An 18,553-nucleotide genomic window follows, 5' to 3' on the forward strand; every position below is an offset into this window, starting at 1 on the left:
AACTTTGTGGTACTGAGAATACTACTTTCCCTTTAGCCCCACATTCATATAACGTATAAGTAACTGTAACCGAAGGCGTAGGTAACTGTATAATCGTAGCACTTGTTGTCTTATTACAATTATTACCATCAATTACCTTCACTTCATAAGCACCTGCATACAATCCTGTAAAGGTATATACCCCACTTTGCGTAGTAGCTCTACTTACAAACGTACCAGTCTTATATAACTCTAAAGTATAACCATTACTATTAGGTGTACCTCCTTGCGCTCTCGCTGTTATAGCTCCATCATTAGCACTACACATTGCATTGCTTACTCCCAAATCAAGCTTCAAGGCTGCTGGGTCGGTAATATTTTTGGTTTGTTGTAGCGTACAGCCATAATTGTTCTCCACCTTCACTGTATAACTACCTGCTGTAAGGCTTACTGTAAGCCCTGCCAAGTGTTGCGTAGTTACTGCTTGTTGTGCTACCACTTGTCCGTCTTTGATAATCTTATAGGTATACGGAAAATATGGTGGGTAACTCAACTGTATTTGCAATGCTCCCAGTCCGCCATTACATAGCGGGTTGGTTGCTGTTACTTGCAATGAAGGAGTTATTTGCTGTATGGTAACTTCTTTTTCGTACACACAAGTTACTATACTTTGGGTATTGGCGGTAGGCAAAGTTGCTTGCAATTTATAAGTACCAGGGTCTAAGTTTTTAAACTCTACACTCGTTTGCCAAGCTCTCACTACTGTGTTGCCTTGTTTTAATTGATATTTATAACCTGAACCCGAAATACCTTTTGCCTTAATGCTTCCTTGTGTATTACATACTTTGTGTACCACATCAGCATCAAGGTCGGTTTGGTCTTTCGTTACACGGAAGTAATAAGTAGCCACACAATCACCATCATAGGTAACGGTAAGCTTATAATCACCATCAGCGTTAAAAGTCTTTTGAGTAGTAGTACCATTTATAAGTGCCCCATCATTGCTCCAGCAGGTCGATTGGCTAGGAGCACTTGCAGGACAATCTAATTGCTTGCTAGGGCAGCTCGCTGCCATTTTGCCCCATTGGAAACTCTTGGCGTTGTCTATCTTCAGCTTCACTTCCACCGAAGCGTTCTTACCACACAAGTATACTTGTGGATATTTTTGCCCTGTAGACGGACATACGTATACCTCCCCAGAGATTTCTTTGTTTTTAATTTTATTCTCTAAGGGGTGGTCGGCTTCGTGATCGTTAGGTTTTACCTCAAACTCTTCGTACATCGTAGCACAACCCGCTTTGGTTTTGGTAACCTTATAAGTACCTACAGCATTTATACTAATAGTTCGCCCTGTTCGGCTAAAAGAACTATCGCCCTCTTTCGTCCAAGTATAGCTATCAAAGTCCGCCGCCGCTGTAAGGTTCATTGTTGGCTTACACAATATAGTAGAGGTCTTATAAGTACACTTACTAAAATCTACCCCCACAAGAAAATCGGTACTGCTTTCTTCAGTAGAGCCACAAGCCGAGAATTGTGCATTGGAGCTCTTAGGGGTAAAAGTAGCAGGATTTCGGGTACCTTGATAGGTAGCCGAAGCCGAGTTCTGTATTTTATTGGCGCAAGGAGACGTCCAAGTATCACACTTGGGAACTACCTTTACGTTGAAAGAAATTTTATATTTAGAACCGTTTTGCTTTACCAAGTCGTTAGGAACATTTGCAGTAAGCTTGCGGGTATTAGGATCGTAATTATAAGTAATACGAGAATCAGATACATATATACCTGTAGCCGAGTTTTCTAAGTTGGGAGGTAATATATCTGTAATTGTTAAATTTTTAGCATCGTCATTCCCTTGGTTTTGGAATTCTATTTCGTATTTAAGAGTAGAGCCCAAAGCTATGTTATTCTGACCCGTAACATCTTGGTTAGCAGCATTATATACGCGCTTATTCATCACTACCGTAGGCTCTATTACCTCTACGTTGAAGGCAAACATAAAGGGATAGTACACATCTCCAGCAGTAGTAGCAGTAAGCTTCGCCCAAGTGGAGTTGTTGTCTAAAATACGATTATTAGCATTCTCTAATTGCAAAATACCTGTATCATACCCCATTAAGTTCTTTGAACGAGGTGTACGATTCAAGTTAATACCATTTTCATCAGTGGCAGTACTATTAAAGAAGTTATTTTTAGGACGTCCTGGACTGGAAAGTACTTCATTGTTTATTTTATTGGTTGTTATTTTTAATTGGTCACCTACCCCTGCTGCGTCCCCTTCTAAAGAAGCAAAACCAATCTTAGCATTTACAGGTAGTGGTGAAGGCACTGTCTTAAAGCCCTGAATGTTAATCACGGCTGAAGTGCTACCATTTACAATAGCAATACCATCAAACAAACTAATATTACGAGCTGGCTTTGTAGCATCTTCATAAATAATAAAGAGCGTCCAACCTGCCGCATACCGAGTAGGAGCTTGCAAGTTGGCTACTGTATAATTACCCGCTACACTAGTAAGCTTGTCTGTAACATCAGCTATATATACATATAAACCATTAACACCGGTACTTACCAAAGTACCTATAATGTCTTGGTAATTACCATTGTCTATTTTAAACTTTACCCTATCGGTTGTTCCTGCTGAAGAATTATCATTAGAAGCCCAATACAAAAAGGCTTTCTTTACCTTACGCGGACAAGCACCTCCAGGGTTAGGGTCTAATACCCTTGCCGAGCTCGAGTTGAAAGTAGAATTATCATTATCTACATCTACATATTTCTGGTAAAAGTAGTTCCATCTATCGGTATCATCATATATAGCAGAACCACCAGGAGGGCTCACCATTGTATTCCCTACGATAATCATATCCCCTTTTACAGTAACACGATATCGCTCTGGAAAGTTGGCTTGCATCTGCCCTATAGCAGTACTAAATAACACCGCTATAAACCAAAAAAAACTGAGTAATAGTAATTGCCTTCTCATACTATTATAATATATAAAAAAATTGTTAGATACTTTTTTGTTTAATTATTAGTCGTATAGTCTCACTCGTCCCACCTGTCTCACTCGTCCCACAATTCACAATTCACAATTCTCTCCTCGTCCCACAAGTCTCACCTGTCTCACAAGTCCTACTTGTCTCGCCTGTCTTAATTGTCCCACCCGTCCCACAATTCAAAATTCAGAATTCAAAATTCACAATTCATAATTCTCTCCCCCTCTCACACCTAAGACTAATATACACAATGCAAAAATACAATATTATTTTTACACTGTCATAGCAGTTTTATACAATTAACATCATTTTAACACATCACAACACTATATCACCCATTCGCGCTTCCAAATCATTCTTGTAACAACTGTTCATACGCCCCACAAGTTCATTAAAAGTTTTTTCAATTCCTTTGATAGCACTTTTCAAAGCTACTTCATCATAATCAGGATTATTACGAACATTGTCTGCCAATAACTTTATTTCTGTTTGCAATAGTCTAAAGCGCGATTTTATCATCGCATTGTTTAGTTTCTCAGGAAAATTAGGCGTTGTGAGCAACTCTTGTAGCGCATCCTCTATCTGTACCAACCAAAAAAATACTGAATAATACGAACTCTTTATATCCGACTGCTCCCCTATTATCCTTTTGGAATAAGCACTTACCTTCCCAAAATCTCTAGCGGGTATCTCAAGTACACTATGATAAAATATCACATTATCAGCAGGCTGTACACCTTCTTCAAAACCCAAACGAATAAAATAACTATGTGTATTGTGAGGTGTAAAAGTTACTCTAAAATCACACCACTCCTCATCAAGTTCAGTGCGCTGTACCTTGTTATCGGTAGCAAGCGTATCTATTGGCAAAGTCAGCATTAGTTCGCTGTCTTTATCATTCAAAAAATCCAACTGCAAGCGGTTGCATCCACCCACTTTTTTAGCTTTCAAAGAAAAAGTATAAGGCACTCCCGCTACCAAAAAACGCTGCCATTGCAAGTATGAATACGGACTTTCTTTAGTCTTTTCTATCCTGAAAACAGTATCGTTGGCAGTGAGTGCCGTACGCCAATCGCGCTCCACCAATATATTCGTGAGCACTGTTTTAGTATTTACAGGATACAAACGGCTGTACAACAGCAGACTATCAGGGTTGTTAGTTACGAGGGCTTCGGTATTTTTTATCTTGGTAGGTGCCATCGTTACTACTATTTGCATCAGCGACTGAAACTCTTTCCAGCTGCGCACGCCCTCTTGAGCCTCTCTGTTCAAAGGTGCCAAATGAAGTTCTTCAAAATCTACCGATTTTGGCTGATGGTTCTTCTCTTGGTCAGCAGGGTTATTAGTAGCTTCATTACAAGCTACTACACTCATTATCAATATGAAAAGGAATATATATACTTTATAATTCATCGTTATATACTATTAATGCACCAAAGCCAGACTTATTTTTACATAAATCTGGCTGTTTAGTGATAAATCTAAAACCTAAATGACTATTTAGCTAACTTATTGATGTGTTTAGCTAAACTACTTTTTAAATTGGCTGCTTTATTAGCGTGAATAATATTTCTTTTAGCTAATTTATCTACCATAGAAACTACTGTAGGGAAAAGCGCTTTAGCTTCCTCTAAGTTTTCCAATGCACGCAATTTTCTTACGGCATTACGAGCTGTTTTGTGCTGATAACGATTGCGCAAGCGTGCAGCCTCATTTCTTCTTATTCTTTTTAATGCTGATTTATGGTTTGCCATTTGTTACTGTTTTTTCAATACCTACTGTTGATATTAGTGTATTTTATAATCTTGTTGTTTTAGTAGTCCGTAGGGGAATCGAACCCCTGTTACAAGGATGAAAACCTTGCGTCCTAACCCCTAGACGAACGGACCATATATTCTTTAAAACCCTTTCAATCCAATATTGCCTTAGCAATCTTTTTTTTAAATCTATTAGTCATTCTTCAATATCTAATCACTACCTTCCAACGGCTAATTACTAACAACTAACTCCTAACGACTAAATCTTGTAGTCCGTAGGGGAATCGAACCCCTGTTACAAGGATGAAAACCTTGCGTCCTAACCCCTAGACGAACGGACCATTATTTTTTTTAAGCAATACTTTTTCCGTATTGCGGTTGCAAAGGTACTACTTTTTTTTATTCCTGCAATTTTTTTTGCAACTTTTTTTCATCTTTTTTTTATTATCCAATATAAAATACTGAATATTAACAATTTAAAAATTCACAAAATTACAAATTTTTCTATTCGTTTCGTCATACCCCACTAAATGCTAAGTAAAAACTGTAAGGTATCTACACCATCCGCATAATCCCACAATTGTGGTTTTTGGCTATAACCAAAAGCTATCTCATCAGCAGTAAATCCTTCTGCTAACACACATTGTATTTGGTCAGCATCAGCCTGCAAACGCAACTCCAATGCAGCTCTATCACTATAGTATTCGTAAAAAACTGTCGCTATAGGCGAGGCATAACTTTCATCTTCCTTAAGCATCAAAAAACCATTCTCTAACAACTTATACAAGCTCATCAAATAAACAGCTTTGTTATAGTCGTAATTATTAGAGTATTTCTGTTCCTCAATAATATCTTTATAAAGATATATCGCCCTGAAAAAGTTATCAAAATTATACCCTTGAGGCACAAAGAGCTTAGATACACTCCTACAGCCCAAACCGTAGTACCTAAAGATGTCTTCACCTAAGGCTGCCAGCTGTTCTTGGGTTTCATCACCTTTCAGCACAGCCACCGAATGCCTATTTTTTCTAATAATATGAGGCTTTTTACCAAAATAATACTCAAAATAGCGGGCTGTATTGTTGCTACCAGTAGCAATTACCGCATCGTAACTATTAATACGTTCGTCAGTAAAAGTAACCGCCGAAGCCCAATCAGGGACTATAGTTGCCATTTTCTTTACAATATAAGGTAACAACACCTTATCATCCGATGAAAGTTTCACAATAGCTTTATGTCCCGCTACCAATACACACAGCAAATCGTGAAAGCCCACCAAAGGAATATTTCCCGCCATTATTATCAGTACCTTTTTATCTGTAGGCTCTTCTTTTAGATTATAAGCCGAAAGCCATTGCTGTACATGCTGCTCACTTAAAGCTTCTGCCCACGCTTTAAATGCAAAAGTCAGATTTTCAGGAGTAAACCAACCGTTATGTTGCGTTGCCAACTCAAATATTTCCGAAAACTGAGCAGTATCTGCCAATAATTCACCTATTTTAATAAGTTTTTTGCTATAATTCATTTGTCAATTCGCCAATTTATCCCCAATTCAAAATTCATAATTCACAATTCATAATTATCTAAAATGAAGGTACTACTCCTAATCGTATGCCAAACTTAGGATTTCTTACACCATTAACATCGTTAAACTCACTGCGCCATACAAAATCTACTCTTATAAACCTAAAATTGCCTAATCCTATATTTTCTATTCCAAAACCGTATTCCCAATACAATTTTTCAGGAGAATTAAAGATTATATTAGTAATATTCGCTCTTTTGTTCTCCTCAGAAAGTGTTCCGTAAGCAAATCTACCAAAAACTACACTTTTAAACCTCGTCTTTTGTAAGAAAGGTATTCTATTAAACAAAAAACCATCAAAATGATGCTCAAAATAGCTATTGATATAGGTATCAGTAATAAAATCGTAGTAGTCTAAGAGTGCAAAAGTATTAGGTACAGACGAATACGACTGATTGGCAGGTGTGGGTGCCAAAGCTATCAGGGGGGCTGTACCAAAAATCTTGCCGGCTTCTACATTGGCAAGCAGTATACCATATCCAAACATCGGTATAGGCTTGCTTGCCAAAAACTGTAGTTTGTCATAGTCAAACTTGCTGTGGCTTACCCCCTCCACTCCTTTGCTGTACTTAAGCGTATAAGTAGAATACAATTTTTTTCCATAGCGTTGTTCTACCCCATAACCAAAAACTTTGCGTCCTGGGGTAAAAGTGAGCTCAGTACCCGTATAAAAATTATCGTAATCACGCAATAGTTCGCCCGTTTTAGGATTCTGATAAGCTATCAAAAAGTGATCTTCACTCGCTGAACGCAAATTTTGATAGGTTCCAAATACAGAAAGCTGTACATTGGTATCCAAATTGAAGTTCAACACCCCTTGTATTTTCTTATTACGGGTAAGGTAATAGTTTTCACCTCGCGCAATGATAAAGTTAGTCGTTTTCTGAAAATCTAAATTAGTATCATCGTGAAGTACAAAGCTACCAAGCTGTAAGTTATCATCTTGAAAAGCTCCTCCAATGGTAATTCTCGGGCTATGCGAAAGCAGGTATTTACCACTTACCCCAAATTTAAACTTCTTATCTTTAAGACCATAAGCACCATAAAAATAAGTCCTAAACCTATCATCAGTAGAAAAAAACGACCTAAAACCCGCTCGCAAACGCAGCCCATCCACATTATTACTTGATAATGCCTGCCAAAAACGCCCAAACTGCCAATGATTATTCAGCGGTAAATAGCCAGAAGACATTATATCCGTAATATCACCTATCATCTTAATCCGTCTATTGCTGCCCACCTCTTGTATGAGTCGTTTTGTTTTTGTCACTTCAGCACCACCTATAGTGTTTTTATTCCAGTAATTATCGTCTTTATAAAACTGATTTTTAGATACTTTCACTATTTCCTGCTCATAAAAAGCCGCTCCTTTGGGTTTATTGAGCAATACATCACTAAAAGTAATGTAATTTTTTACATACAATCCTTTTTCTTCGTCCTTTTTAGTGAAAATAGTGAAATCCCCCTCTTGTATTTCTCGTTCGGGCAAGTAAATACTATCATTAGCTATCGTAAAGTATTTTTCAAACGAAAGTCCACGTACCAAGTTGATATTCGTTTTAGGGGTAGTATGCATCTGAATGTTACTCACCATAAAAGTTTTGGCATCTACATCAAACTTTCCTTCCAAAGCCAAGTCTTGATCATCCTTAGGAAAAAAGAAAATGCGATAGTAAGAGCGGTTATCTTTCTGGATAGTGTCATTCAGCACATAAAGGTACACCCCGTAGCCAAATTCAGCCAGCGGACTGACGAAGGGCTTATTGAGTATCATATAGGTATTGTCGTAAATGTCAAAATCATCAAACGACTTACTGACGCGCTCCAAGCCAAAGCCCTGTTGTACAATACCTTGAGAACGCTCTGCTTCTATATCTACTCGCTTCTTACCTGTTTGGTTGTTAGCATACACTTTTTCCACTTTTTCGCTAAGGTACATCGGGAGCGAAAATGTTTCTTTATACTTTTTCTCAGATAGCAACTTTCTGATGGTATCGTACTCACTTTTCAGAGTGCTTTGCAGGAAAAGCGTATCCAAGTTATTTATGCCCAACTCGGTAGTGGTGTGTTTTTTGTATTCATAGGCTGTTGCGTTTTGTAAGCCGCGTTTCTTTTTGTTTTTCCAAATGCCTTGTAGCACCGTATAAGCAGGATTTTCCTTTTTAGGAAGTGCTTTTTGGGGTTTGGCTACTACAGTTACTTCGCTCAGCTGTTCTCCTTCAGCCAATACAACCACCAACCCTTTGGTATGATCCTTCTCTAAATGTATCTTTTTGGTAGTATAACCAATGAGTGAAACTTCCAATTCTCGCTGTCTTTTTTCAGAATAGAGCGAAAAGCGTCCCTCTTCATCAGTATACCCCCCTATTGTAGTTTTTACAAACAGTACATTAGCATAAGGTATAGGCAATCCATTTTCGTCTATCACCTTCCCTGATACTTGTGTTTGCGCAAAAACTGCTGATAAATAGGTAGTTAACAGAAATAAGAGTGGTAGTAAAATGTATTGTCTCGTCATATTATTTAGTCATTAAGTGTGAGCCGTTAGTCTTTTGAGTGCGAGCCACACAAGCTTTTTTAGTTATTAAAAAATTTGTAAATGCTTTCTTGTTTATAAACTGCTCCTTTTTCTACTATTTTTGTACCAAATGCAGGCTGATTGATGCCATCAGGATAGTCTTGCAGCTCTATTGCTACACCGGCATAGCGTGCATTAGCGGTAGATTTCTCTTTTTCATCACTAAAAGCATCAAATACAGGTACATCATCCAAGTAATTACCTGTATAAATAACCGCTACAGGCTGGGTAGTGTAAGCTTTCATCGTAATACCACTATGGGGTGAGTGCAACACTACTTGAGGTTTTTGCGAAAGTCCACTATGAGGGTTTAGTACAAAGGGGTGGTCGTAAGCCCGTGTAATAGCAAATTGCGAATGTCCTTCAGCTATGCCTTCTTTTAGCAACTTAGGCTGGCGCAAATCAAATGCTGTATGGGTTACATCTATAAAATTACCCGTAGGTATCAGTCCGTCTTTTAGTTCGCACACCTTATCGGCATCTATTTGTAATAATTGTTCATCACCATTTACAGCACTATCACCTGCAAGATTGAAATAGTTATGGTGTGTAAGGTTGATATAAGTACGTGCATCAACAGTAGCCGTATAAGTAATTGCAAGGGTATTAGCTTCAGTAATTTTATAAGTAACCTCAAAATCTACAGCGGCAGGATAACCTCCTTCACCATCAGGACTGTGATAACGCAAGGTGATACCATCAGCCAATGTTTCTACCTGAAAAAGCTGATGAGTAAGCCCCGCTACACCGCCGTGTAATGAGTTTTCGCCATTGTTTTTATCTAAGTGATAGGTTTCTCCGTCTATCTGAAAAGTTGCATTAGCTATACGTCCTGATGTTCTGCCTACAATAGCTCCTGCATAGGCACCATTGCCTATATACGTTTCAAAATCCTTATAGCCCAACACTACATTTTTGGGCATATCGTGCTTGTCTTTCACAATTATTTGGGTAATAATACCGCCCAAGTTGAGTACTGAAACTTTAAAGCCTATACTATTTTGTAGTGTGTACTGATACACTTCTTGCCCTTGATAACTGCCCAAGGAAATTTTATCTATGGTAATCATTGTGTTTTAGTCTTTAGGTACGAGTAATTCTTAGTCATTAGTCTTTAGTCATTAGTGCAGTTTTTGTTTCTTAAAGTGCTCTTTTTTTAACAAAGTATAAGTGCAATCCAATAACTAAAGACTAATATTTAACAACTAAATTAATACTTTTGCGCCATCACTGATGTTCGCTATATAAAAATCAGCAGCATAGCCTATTTCTTTTTGGTAGGCAGCTCCTACATTTTTTATAAAATCATCTACTTTATTTTTTTTGACAATGTTTACAGTACAGCCGCCAAAGCCAGCTCCTGTCATTCGGGCACCTATCACACCCTCTTGTTCCCACGCCAAAGCAGCTAAAGTATCCAATTCTTTACCCGTTACCTCGTAATCATCGCGCAAGGAAATATGCGATTGGTTCATCAGCTTACCAAACTCAGTAAGATTACCTTCCGATAGCGCTTTTTGGGCTTTGAGGGTACGTTGGTTTTCATAAACAGCGTGTTTAGCACGACGTTGGCGTACTTCGCTCTTTATAAGATGTTTATGAGCCTCAAAAGTATCAATACTAAGCTCTCCTAAGGCTTTTATAGGCAATACAGTCTGTAACTCTGCCAACGCCTCTTCACACTCAGCGCGGCGTTCGTTGTATTTAGAGTCAGCTAAGCCTCGGCGTTTGTTGGTATTGGCAATAACTATCACCTCATCGGGAAGTGCTACAGGGGCATATTCATAATGCAGTGTATTACAGTCCAATAATATAGCGTGTCCTGCTTTACCCATAGCTACTGCAAACTGATCCATAATCCCCGAATTAACTCCTATAAACAAGTTTTCTGTTTTTTTGCCCAAGAGTGCCATAGCTATGGGGTCTATAGAAAGTTTAAATAGGTCTTTAAGTACAATACCTGTAAGCATCTCTATAGAAGCCGATGAGGATAGCCCCGCTCCATTAGGGATATTTCCCCAAAATAGAATATCAAATCCTGTAGGGATTGCATAACCTGCTTCTACAAACATTTTTATCACCCCTTTAGGATAGTTCGCCCAGTCGTGCGCTTTGTCATAAGTGAGCTCATTTAGTTGAAAACTGATAATTCCCAGCTCACTAAAGTTTTCAGAATACATACGCAATTGCTGGTCATCACGCACACGCACCCAAGCATAAGTGCCTTTATCAATAGCACAAGGAAAAACGTTGCCTCCGTTATAGTCGGTATGTTCTCCTATCAAATTTACACGTCCTGGAGCAAAGTAGTACCCTGTAGGCTCACTACCAAATAGTTGTTGAAACTTTTGTTTTAATTGTTCCATTGTTTTTTCGTTTTATTTGTTGATTATTTTTATCGTAAATTAAAATTTTTCGGGGTATTCTCCTCTTTTTATAGCTGCCTCTATAGCTTTTTTCACCAAGGGTAAGTCTTCGCGATAGGTCATCCCAAACCAAGTATCGTTATTAGGCAGTACTTCCAAAGTGTAGTGATGGTCAGCAATAGCGTGCTGTACTATTAGGGGAATGAAGAATTCCGCTTTTGGTTTTTCTTTATTATCAGCCACAAATTTAGCAAAATAAGGCTCGGTAATAGCAAAAACATCAGGTGTAAAGCCCCAAAAGTTCATTGATACATAGCTACTTATGGGGTATTCTATGCCTGTAGCTTCATCTACGGCAGTGGTAGGGCTGTTTTGGCGTAACTTGGTTGCTTCTACTATAGATTGCAGATGGTGTTGTGCATCTACCTCACAAATACCTCGTGAAACGGTACCATTGTCGCTAAGGGTATTTTTAAGCAAATAGCCTCCTGAAAAATAAGTTTTGTCTTTGCCGCTATTCAAGGCTTTGTACATTAGTTTAAAGCCTTCTTTGCCGTAATAATCATCAGCGTTGAGAATGAGGAAAGGATTTTTTACTATGTCTTTTACACATAGCATTGCGTGTCCTGTACCCCAAGGCTTTTCACGAACAATCCCCGCTGGATTGTGGTCGTCCTGATATACATATCTAATAGAAACTCCTGGGAATCTGTTTTCAAAATGCTGACGTGTAAGTTGGTCTATAGAATGCCTGATAATAAGAACAATATCGTCAAAACCTGCTTCTATAGCATCATAAATGCTATAATCAAAAAGGGTATTGCCATTGTGCACACTTTCCAATTGTTTGTCTGATCCAAAGCGGCTCCCTAAGCCTGCCGCCAAAATCACTAATGTTGTCATTTTCTATCTCGTTTTTTTATGGTTTGTTTTGTATCTGCAAAGCTACGACTTTTTTTCTTATTAATCTATTTTTTTTCTTATTTTTTTTGCAAGCAATCTATAAAAAAAGCACTCAGGGTTGCGCCTGAGTGCTTTTCTATTCATCGCTAATTGCGTTTTAAATATAACCAACCTGTTTCTTTCTGCTGTTGGTGGTTGTCATCTTCGTATTCTATGATATAGTAGTACGTACCTTGTGGCAACTTGCTACCGCGCTCTATCGTCACTCGTCCGTTAGAAAGCCCTCTAAATACATTGCGCACGTTGTCGTAATGCTCTATCTCAAATACTTGTACTCCCCAACGGTTGAAAATCTTCACTACATTCTTCGGATACGCTTCTATGCCTCCTATATGGAAGTAGCTATTCCTTTCATTTCCGTCTATTGAAATACCATTGTATGGCAACAATCCATTCGTTACTTCTATCGTTACCACCGCACTTGCACACTGTCCAAACGCATCGCATAACTCATATACAATCCTATCTGTACCTACAAAATTAGTCGATGGACGATATTCTATACTGCCGTCTGCATTCACTATCGCGGTACCATTAAGCGGTGTTGTAGTGATATTAGGCAATGTAGCTCCGTTAGGAGTGTCATTTGACAATACTGCTATCGTTACAGGGGTATTGCGTATAGTAGTTGCCCTATCATCAGCCGCTACAGGTGCTGCTGTTGGTGTCGATACGCTCGCTGGAACTACTACCCGCACCGATGCTGTATCACAACTCACTGGCGCTGCTATCGTACATACACGGTAAGTAACTGTATAGGTTCCAGCTACCGTTGCCGGTGGTACTATCACATCTCCCGTTTCAGGGTTTAGGTATGGTTCATTTACCCCTGGAAGCGGTGGCATTATGCTTATCGTTACACTGCGTACCGATGGGTTAGGAACTCCATTCAATTTCTCATTGGTAAGTACGTTGCCTACCACTGGGCTACCCGTATAAGTAAACATTTCGCCATTCACTTCTATCGTTGGCGTTACCGTTGGTGCTATCACTACTATTTCTATTTCTGTAGTAGCACACAAGGTTCCGTTCTTAGCACAAATTGTATATGGCACTTTATATACGCCTGCCGCTGTAGTGCTTGCTACCGCTACTGTTCCATCTGCATTAAGGGTAATACCCGCCGGGCTGCTGATATTCCACGTAAGCGATACATTACCCGTAGTCGCTGGGTCGGCATCAAGTGTATCATTTGCCAAAACACTTGCTACCGTTGTAGCCGTTCCTTGGTCTATATAGTGTGGCCCGTCATATACTGCCATTATACTAAATGGTGGTACTGGCACTGCTGCTGTTACTGCTACTACCACTTCAGCACGCTCACTACACAAGGTAGGAGTAGCCGTTGCGCAAAGTGTATAACCAATAGTATAAGTACCTACAGGTGTTCCTGCCGCTACATCTATCGTTCCGTCATTGTTGAATGTAAAGCCACTCAATGATGATGGTACCCAGTTGATATTCACTTCTCCCGCTGCTGGGCGCTGACCGTTGAGCTTATCATTTGTCAATACACTGCTAATAGTGCCTCCCGCAGTCGTACCAAGTTGATGCTGACCATCGTTGTGTGCCTCTATCGTGCTTATTCTCACTACTGCTGTAGCGGTGCTACATTCTGTAGGTGATGCCAATGCACAGATAGTATATGGCAATTCGTATACTCCTGCTGGGGTGTGTGGTGGCACTGTTACATCACCCGTAGCAGGGTGAATGTATGGCGCACGTGGGTTGCTTACTGCTGGGGTAGTAATCGTTACACTGCGCACCGATGGACTCAACGTACCATTTAGCTTGTCGTTGCTCAACACATTACCTACAAGCGTTGTTTGCGTTGCTACTTCATAATGATTAAACTCATCTGCATTCGCTTCTATTGTTACAATCGTTGGGGTAGCCGTTGGTGTCGTTACACTTCCTACCACATTTATGGTTGCTGTGGTTGTAGTGCAGTTGCCTGCATTTAGCTTCTCACATACGCGGTATACGATTGTATAAGTTCCTGCAGGAGTATTATTTGGCACTGTTACTTTACCTTCACTAGTAAGCGTTGGGGTTACCGCTCCTACACTCTTAGGTGCTGCTGGCGTTACTACCGATACGCTTACCGTGCTTGTGGTGGTCGTTGCTGTACCTATATGGTCATTGTCTATTACCGAACTACTGCTAGTATCACCCACTGTTACGGTCATTACATCAGGCGTAGCTGTAATTGTAGGTGTAGCCGTTGGTGTCGTTACACTTCCTACCACATTTATGGTTGCTGTAGTAGTGGTACAATTACCTGCGTTTAACTTCTCACAGATTTCGTATACTATCGTATAAACTCCCGCTGGCGTGTTGTTTGGCACCATTACTTTACCTTCACTAGTAATCGTTGGGGTTGCTGCCCCTGCGCTCTTAGGCGCTGCAGGCGTTACTACCGATACGCTTACTGTACTAGTGGTAGTCGTTGCTGTACCTATATGGTCATTGTCTATCACCGAACTACTGCTAGTATCACCCACCGTTACGGTCATCACATCAGGAGTTGCTGTAATAGGCGTTAGTGGTACTACCACAGTGGCTGTGGTTGTAGTGCAGTTGCCTGCATTTAGCTTCTCACATACGCGATATACGATTGTATAAGTTCCCGCAGGAGTATTATTCGGCACAGTTACTTTACCTTCATCGGTAATCGTTGGTGTTGCTACACCACTGCCCTTAGGCGTTGCTGGCGTTACTACCGTTACGCTTACCGTACTTGTGGTGGTCGTTGCTGTACCTATATGGTCGTTGTCTATCACACTACCACTGCTGGTACCTCCTGCCGTTACGGTTACCACATCTGGCGTTGCTACTATAGGTTCTACTGGTACTACCACAGTGGCTGTGGTTGTAGTACAGTTGCCTGCATTTAGCTTCTCACATACGCGGTATACGATTGTATAAGTTCCCGCAGGAGTATTATTCGGCACAGTTACTTTACCTTCATCGGTAATCGTTGGTGTCGCTACACCACTGCCCTTAGGCGTTGCTGGCGTTACTACCGTTACGCTTACCGTACTTGTGGTGGTCGTTGCTGTACCTATATGGTCGTTGTCTATTACCGAACTACTGCTTGTATCGCCCACTGTTACGGTCATCACATCTGGAGTTGCTGTAATAGGCGTTAGTGGTACTACCACAGTGGCTGTGGTGGTAGTACAGTTACCTGTGTTTAGCTTCTCGCAGATTTCGTATACTATCGTATAAACTCCCGCTGGTGTATTATTTGGTACTATTACCTTACCTTCACTGGTAATCGTTGGCGTTGCTGCCCCTGCGCTCTTAGGCGCTGCAGGCGTTACTACCGTTACGCTTACCGTACTTGTGGTGGTCGTTGCTGTACCTATATGGTCGTTGTCTATCACACTACCACTGCTAGTGCTTCCTGCCGTTACGGTCATTACATCAGGCGTAGCTGTAATAGGCGTTAGTGGAACTACCACAGTGGCTGTGGTTGTGGTACAGTTACCTGTGTTTAGTTTCTCACAAATTTCATATACTAGCGTATAAACTCCCGCTGGGGTATTATTTGGCACCATTACTTTACCTTCGCTGGTAATCGTTGGCGTTGCTGCCCCTGAACTCTTAGGCGCTGCTGGCGTTACTACTGATACGCTTACTGTGCTAGTGGTGGTCGTTGCTGTACCTATATGGTCATTGTCTATTACCGAACTACTGCTAGTATCACCCACCGTTACGGTCATCACATCAGGAGTTGCTCTAATAGGCGTTAGTGGTACTACCACAGTGGCCGTGGTAGTAGTACAGTTACCTACATTTAGCTTCTCACATACGCGGTATACAATTGTATAAGTTCCCGCAGGAGTATTGTTTGGCACAGTTACTTTACCTTCATTGGTAATCGTTGGTGTCGCTACACCGCTGCCCTTAGGCGTTGCTGGCGTTACCACCGTTACGCTTACCGTACTTGTGGTGGTCGTTGCTGTACCTATATGGTCGTTGTCTATCACACTACCACTGCTAGTGCTTCCTGCCGTTACGGTTACTACATCTGGTGTTGCTACTATAGGTTCTACTGGTACTACCACAGTGGCTGTGGTTGTGGTACAGTTACCTGTGTTTAGCTTCTCACAGATTTCGTATACTATCGTATAAACTCCCGCTGGCGTGTTGTTTGGCACCATTACTTTACCTTCGCTGGTAATCATTGGTGTCGCTACACCGCTGCCCTTAGGCGTTGCTGGCGTTACTACCGATACGCTTACTGTACTAGTGGTAGTCGTTGCTGTACCTATATGATCGTTGTCTATTACCGAACTACTGCTAGTATCACCCACCGTTACGGTCATCACATCTGGAGTTGCTGTAATAGTAGGTGTAGCCGTTGATGTCGTTACACTTCCTACCACATTTATGGTTGCTGTAGTAGTGGTACAATTACCCGCGTTTAACTTCTCGCAGATTTCATATACTATCGTATAAACTCCCGCTGGCGTGTTGTTTGGCACCATTACTTTACCTTCGCTGGTAATCGTTGGCGTTGCTGCCCCTGCGCTCTTAGGCGCTGCAGGCGTTACTACTGATACGCTTACCGTGCTTGTGGTAGTCGTTGCTGTACCTATATGGTCATTGTCTATCACACTACCACTGCTGGTGCTTCCTGCCGTTACGGTTACCACATCTGGCGTTGCTACTATAGGGGCTACTGGTACTACCACAGTGGCTGTGGTTGTGGTACAGTTACCTGTGTTTAGTTTCTCACAGATTTCGTATACTATCGTATAAACTCCCGCTGGCGTGTTGTTTGGCACCATTACCTTACCTTCACTAGTAATCGTTGGGGTTACCGCTCCTGCACTCTTAGGCGCTGCTGGCGTTACTACCGATACGCTTACTGTACTAGTGGTAGTCGTTGCTGTACCTATATGGTCATTGTCTATCACCGAACTACTGCTAGTATCACCCACCGTTACGGTCATCACATCAGGAGTTGCTGTAATAGGCGTTAGTGGTACTACTATAGTAGCTGTGGTTGTGGTACAGTTACCTGTGTTTAGTTTCTCACAGATTTCGTATACTATCGTATAAACTCCCGCTGGTGTGTTGTTTGGCACCATTACTTTACCTTCACTAGTAAGCGTTGGCGTTGCTGCTCCTGAACTCTTAGGCGCTGCTGGCGTTACTACCGATACGCTTACTGTACTAGTAGTAGTGGTTGCTGTACCTATATGGTCATTGTCTATTACCGAACTACTGCTAGTATCGCCCACCGTTACGGTCATCACATCTGGAGTTGCTGTAATAGGCGTTAGTGGTACTACCACAGTTGCTGTGGTGGTAGTACAATTACCTGTGTTTAGTTTCTCACAGATTTCGTATACTATCGTATAAACCCCTGCTGGTGTGTTGTTTGGCACCATTACCTTACCTTCACTAGTAATCGTTGGGGTTACCGCTCCTGCGCTCTTAGGCGCTGCTGGTGTTACTACCGTTACGCTTACCGTACTTGTGGTGGTCGTTGCTGTACCTATATGGTCGTTGTCTATCACACTACCACTGCTAGTGCCTCCTGCCGTTACGGTTACTACATCTGGCGTTGCTGTAATAGGCGTTAGTGGTACTACCACAGTTGCTGTGGTGGTAGTGCAGTTACCTGTGTTTAGTTTCTCACAGATTTCGTATACTATCGTATAAACCCCTGCTGGTGTGTTGTTTGGCACCATTACTTTACCTTCATCAGTAATCGTTGGTGTCGCTACTCCGCTGCCCTTAGGCGTTGCTGGCGTTACTACCGTTACGCTTACCGTACTTGTGGTGGTCGTTGCTGTACCTATATGGTCGTTGTCTATCACCGAACTACTGCTAGTATCGCCCACCGTTACGGTCATCACATCAGGAGTTGCTGTAATAGGCGTTAGTGGTACTACCACAGTGGCTGTGGTTGTGGTACAGTTACCTGTGTTTAGTTTCTCACAGATTTCGTATACTATCGTATAAACTCCCGCTGGGGTATTATTTGGCACCATTACTTTACCTTCGCTGGTAATCGTTGGCGTTGCTGCTCCTGAACTCTTAGGCGCTGCTGGCGTTACCACCGTTACGCTTACCGTACTTGTGGTGGTCGTTGCCGTACCTATATGGTCATTGTCTATTACCGAACTACTGCTAGTATCACCCACTGTTACGGTCATTACATCTGGCGTTGCTACTATAGGCTCTACTGGTACTACCACAGTGGCTGTGGTTGTAGTGCAGTTGCCTGCATTTAGCTTCTCACATACGCGGTATACGATTGTATAAGTTCCCGCAGGAGTATTGTTCGGCACTGTTACCTTACCTTCATC

9 protein-coding genes and 2 tRNA genes are annotated in these 18,553 nt (G+C 41.2%); all 11 read right to left on the bottom strand.

The features are described 5' to 3' along the window. Positions 1-2,962: isopeptide-forming domain-containing fimbrial protein (locus tag J4N46_RS12420; protein WP_208059539.1), on the bottom strand; the 2,962-nt coding region annotated here is incomplete at its 3' end. Between the two features lie 331 nt (positions 2,963-3,293). Continuing rightward, positions 3,294-4,388, bottom strand: a complete 1,095-nt coding sequence (locus tag J4N46_RS12425; RefSeq protein ID WP_208059540.1) for a hypothetical protein — start codon at positions 4,386-4,388, stop codon at positions 3,294-3,296. Between the two features lie 83 nt (positions 4,389-4,471). Next, a complete protein-coding gene (rpsT, locus tag J4N46_RS12430; RefSeq protein ID WP_009416501.1) occupies positions 4,472-4,729 on the bottom strand; it encodes a 30S ribosomal protein S20 in 258 nt (85 codons plus the stop codon). Positions 4,730-4,792: 63 nt separating this feature from the next. Continuing rightward, a tRNA-Glu gene (locus J4N46_RS12435) sits at positions 4,793-4,864 on the bottom strand. 137 nt (positions 4,865-5,001) lie between these two features. Next, a tRNA-Glu gene (locus J4N46_RS12440) sits at positions 5,002-5,073 on the bottom strand. A 185-nt stretch (positions 5,074-5,258) separates the two neighbouring features. Continuing rightward, entirely contained in the window at positions 5,259-6,257 is a 999-nt protein-coding gene (locus J4N46_RS12445) for an acyl-CoA reductase (RefSeq protein WP_208059541.1), read from the bottom strand. Between the two features lie 58 nt (positions 6,258-6,315). Next, positions 6,316-8,835, bottom strand: a complete 2,520-nt coding sequence (locus J4N46_RS12450) for a DUF5686 and carboxypeptidase-like regulatory domain-containing protein (RefSeq protein WP_208059542.1) — start codon at positions 8,833-8,835, stop codon at positions 6,316-6,318. A gap of 59 nt (positions 8,836-8,894) precedes the next feature. Then, positions 8,895-9,965 (bottom strand): aldose epimerase family protein, encoded by a 1,071-nt coding sequence (locus J4N46_RS12455; RefSeq protein WP_009416504.1) that lies wholly within the window; start codon positions 9,963-9,965, stop codon positions 8,895-8,897. Positions 9,966-10,100: 135 nt separating this feature from the next. Next, complete coding sequence (locus J4N46_RS12460; protein WP_208059543.1) at positions 10,101-11,261, bottom strand: galactokinase; 1,161 nt, start codon at positions 11,259-11,261, stop codon at positions 10,101-10,103. Between the two features lie 39 nt (positions 11,262-11,300). Further along, the gene (locus J4N46_RS12465; protein WP_208059544.1) at positions 11,301-12,164 is read right to left on the bottom strand and encodes a sugar phosphate nucleotidyltransferase; all 864 of its coding nucleotides are present in this window, start codon (positions 12,162-12,164) and stop codon (positions 11,301-11,303) included. 146 nt (positions 12,165-12,310) lie between these two features. After that, a complete protein-coding gene (locus J4N46_RS12470) occupies positions 12,311-18,535 on the bottom strand; it encodes a T9SS type B sorting domain-containing protein (RefSeq protein ID WP_208059545.1) in 6,225 nt (2,074 codons plus the stop codon). Positions 18,536-18,553: the final 18 nt, after the last annotated feature.

The sequence above is a fragment of the Capnocytophaga bilenii genome (assembly GCF_017565765.1).
GTDB lineage: Bacteria > Bacteroidota > Bacteroidia > Flavobacteriales > Flavobacteriaceae > Capnocytophaga > Capnocytophaga bilenii.

What these genes read in the sequence shown, in the direction of transcription:
- J4N46_RS12425 (WP_208059540.1), bottom strand. Translation starts at nt 4,388, where the DNA reads ATGAATTATAAAGTATATATATTCCTTTTCATATTGATAATGAGTGTA.
- rpsT (WP_009416501.1), bottom strand. Translation starts at nt 4,729, where the DNA reads ATGGCAAACCATAAATCAGCATTAAAAAGAATAAGAAGAAATGAGGCT.
- J4N46_RS12445 (WP_208059541.1), bottom strand. Translation starts at nt 6,257, where the DNA reads ATGAATTATAGCAAAAAACTTATTAAAATAGGTGAATTATTGGCAGAT.
- J4N46_RS12450 (WP_208059542.1), bottom strand. Translation starts at nt 8,835, where the DNA reads ATGACGAGACAATACATTTTACTACCACTCTTATTTCTGTTAACTACC.
- J4N46_RS12455 (WP_009416504.1), bottom strand. Translation starts at nt 9,965, where the DNA reads ATGATTACCATAGATAAAATTTCCTTGGGCAGTTATCAAGGGCAAGAA.
- J4N46_RS12460 (WP_208059543.1), bottom strand. Translation starts at nt 11,261, where the DNA reads ATGGAACAATTAAAACAAAAGTTTCAACAACTATTTGGTAGTGAGCCT.
- J4N46_RS12465 (WP_208059544.1), bottom strand. Translation starts at nt 12,164, where the DNA reads ATGACAACATTAGTGATTTTGGCGGCAGGCTTAGGGAGCCGCTTTGGA.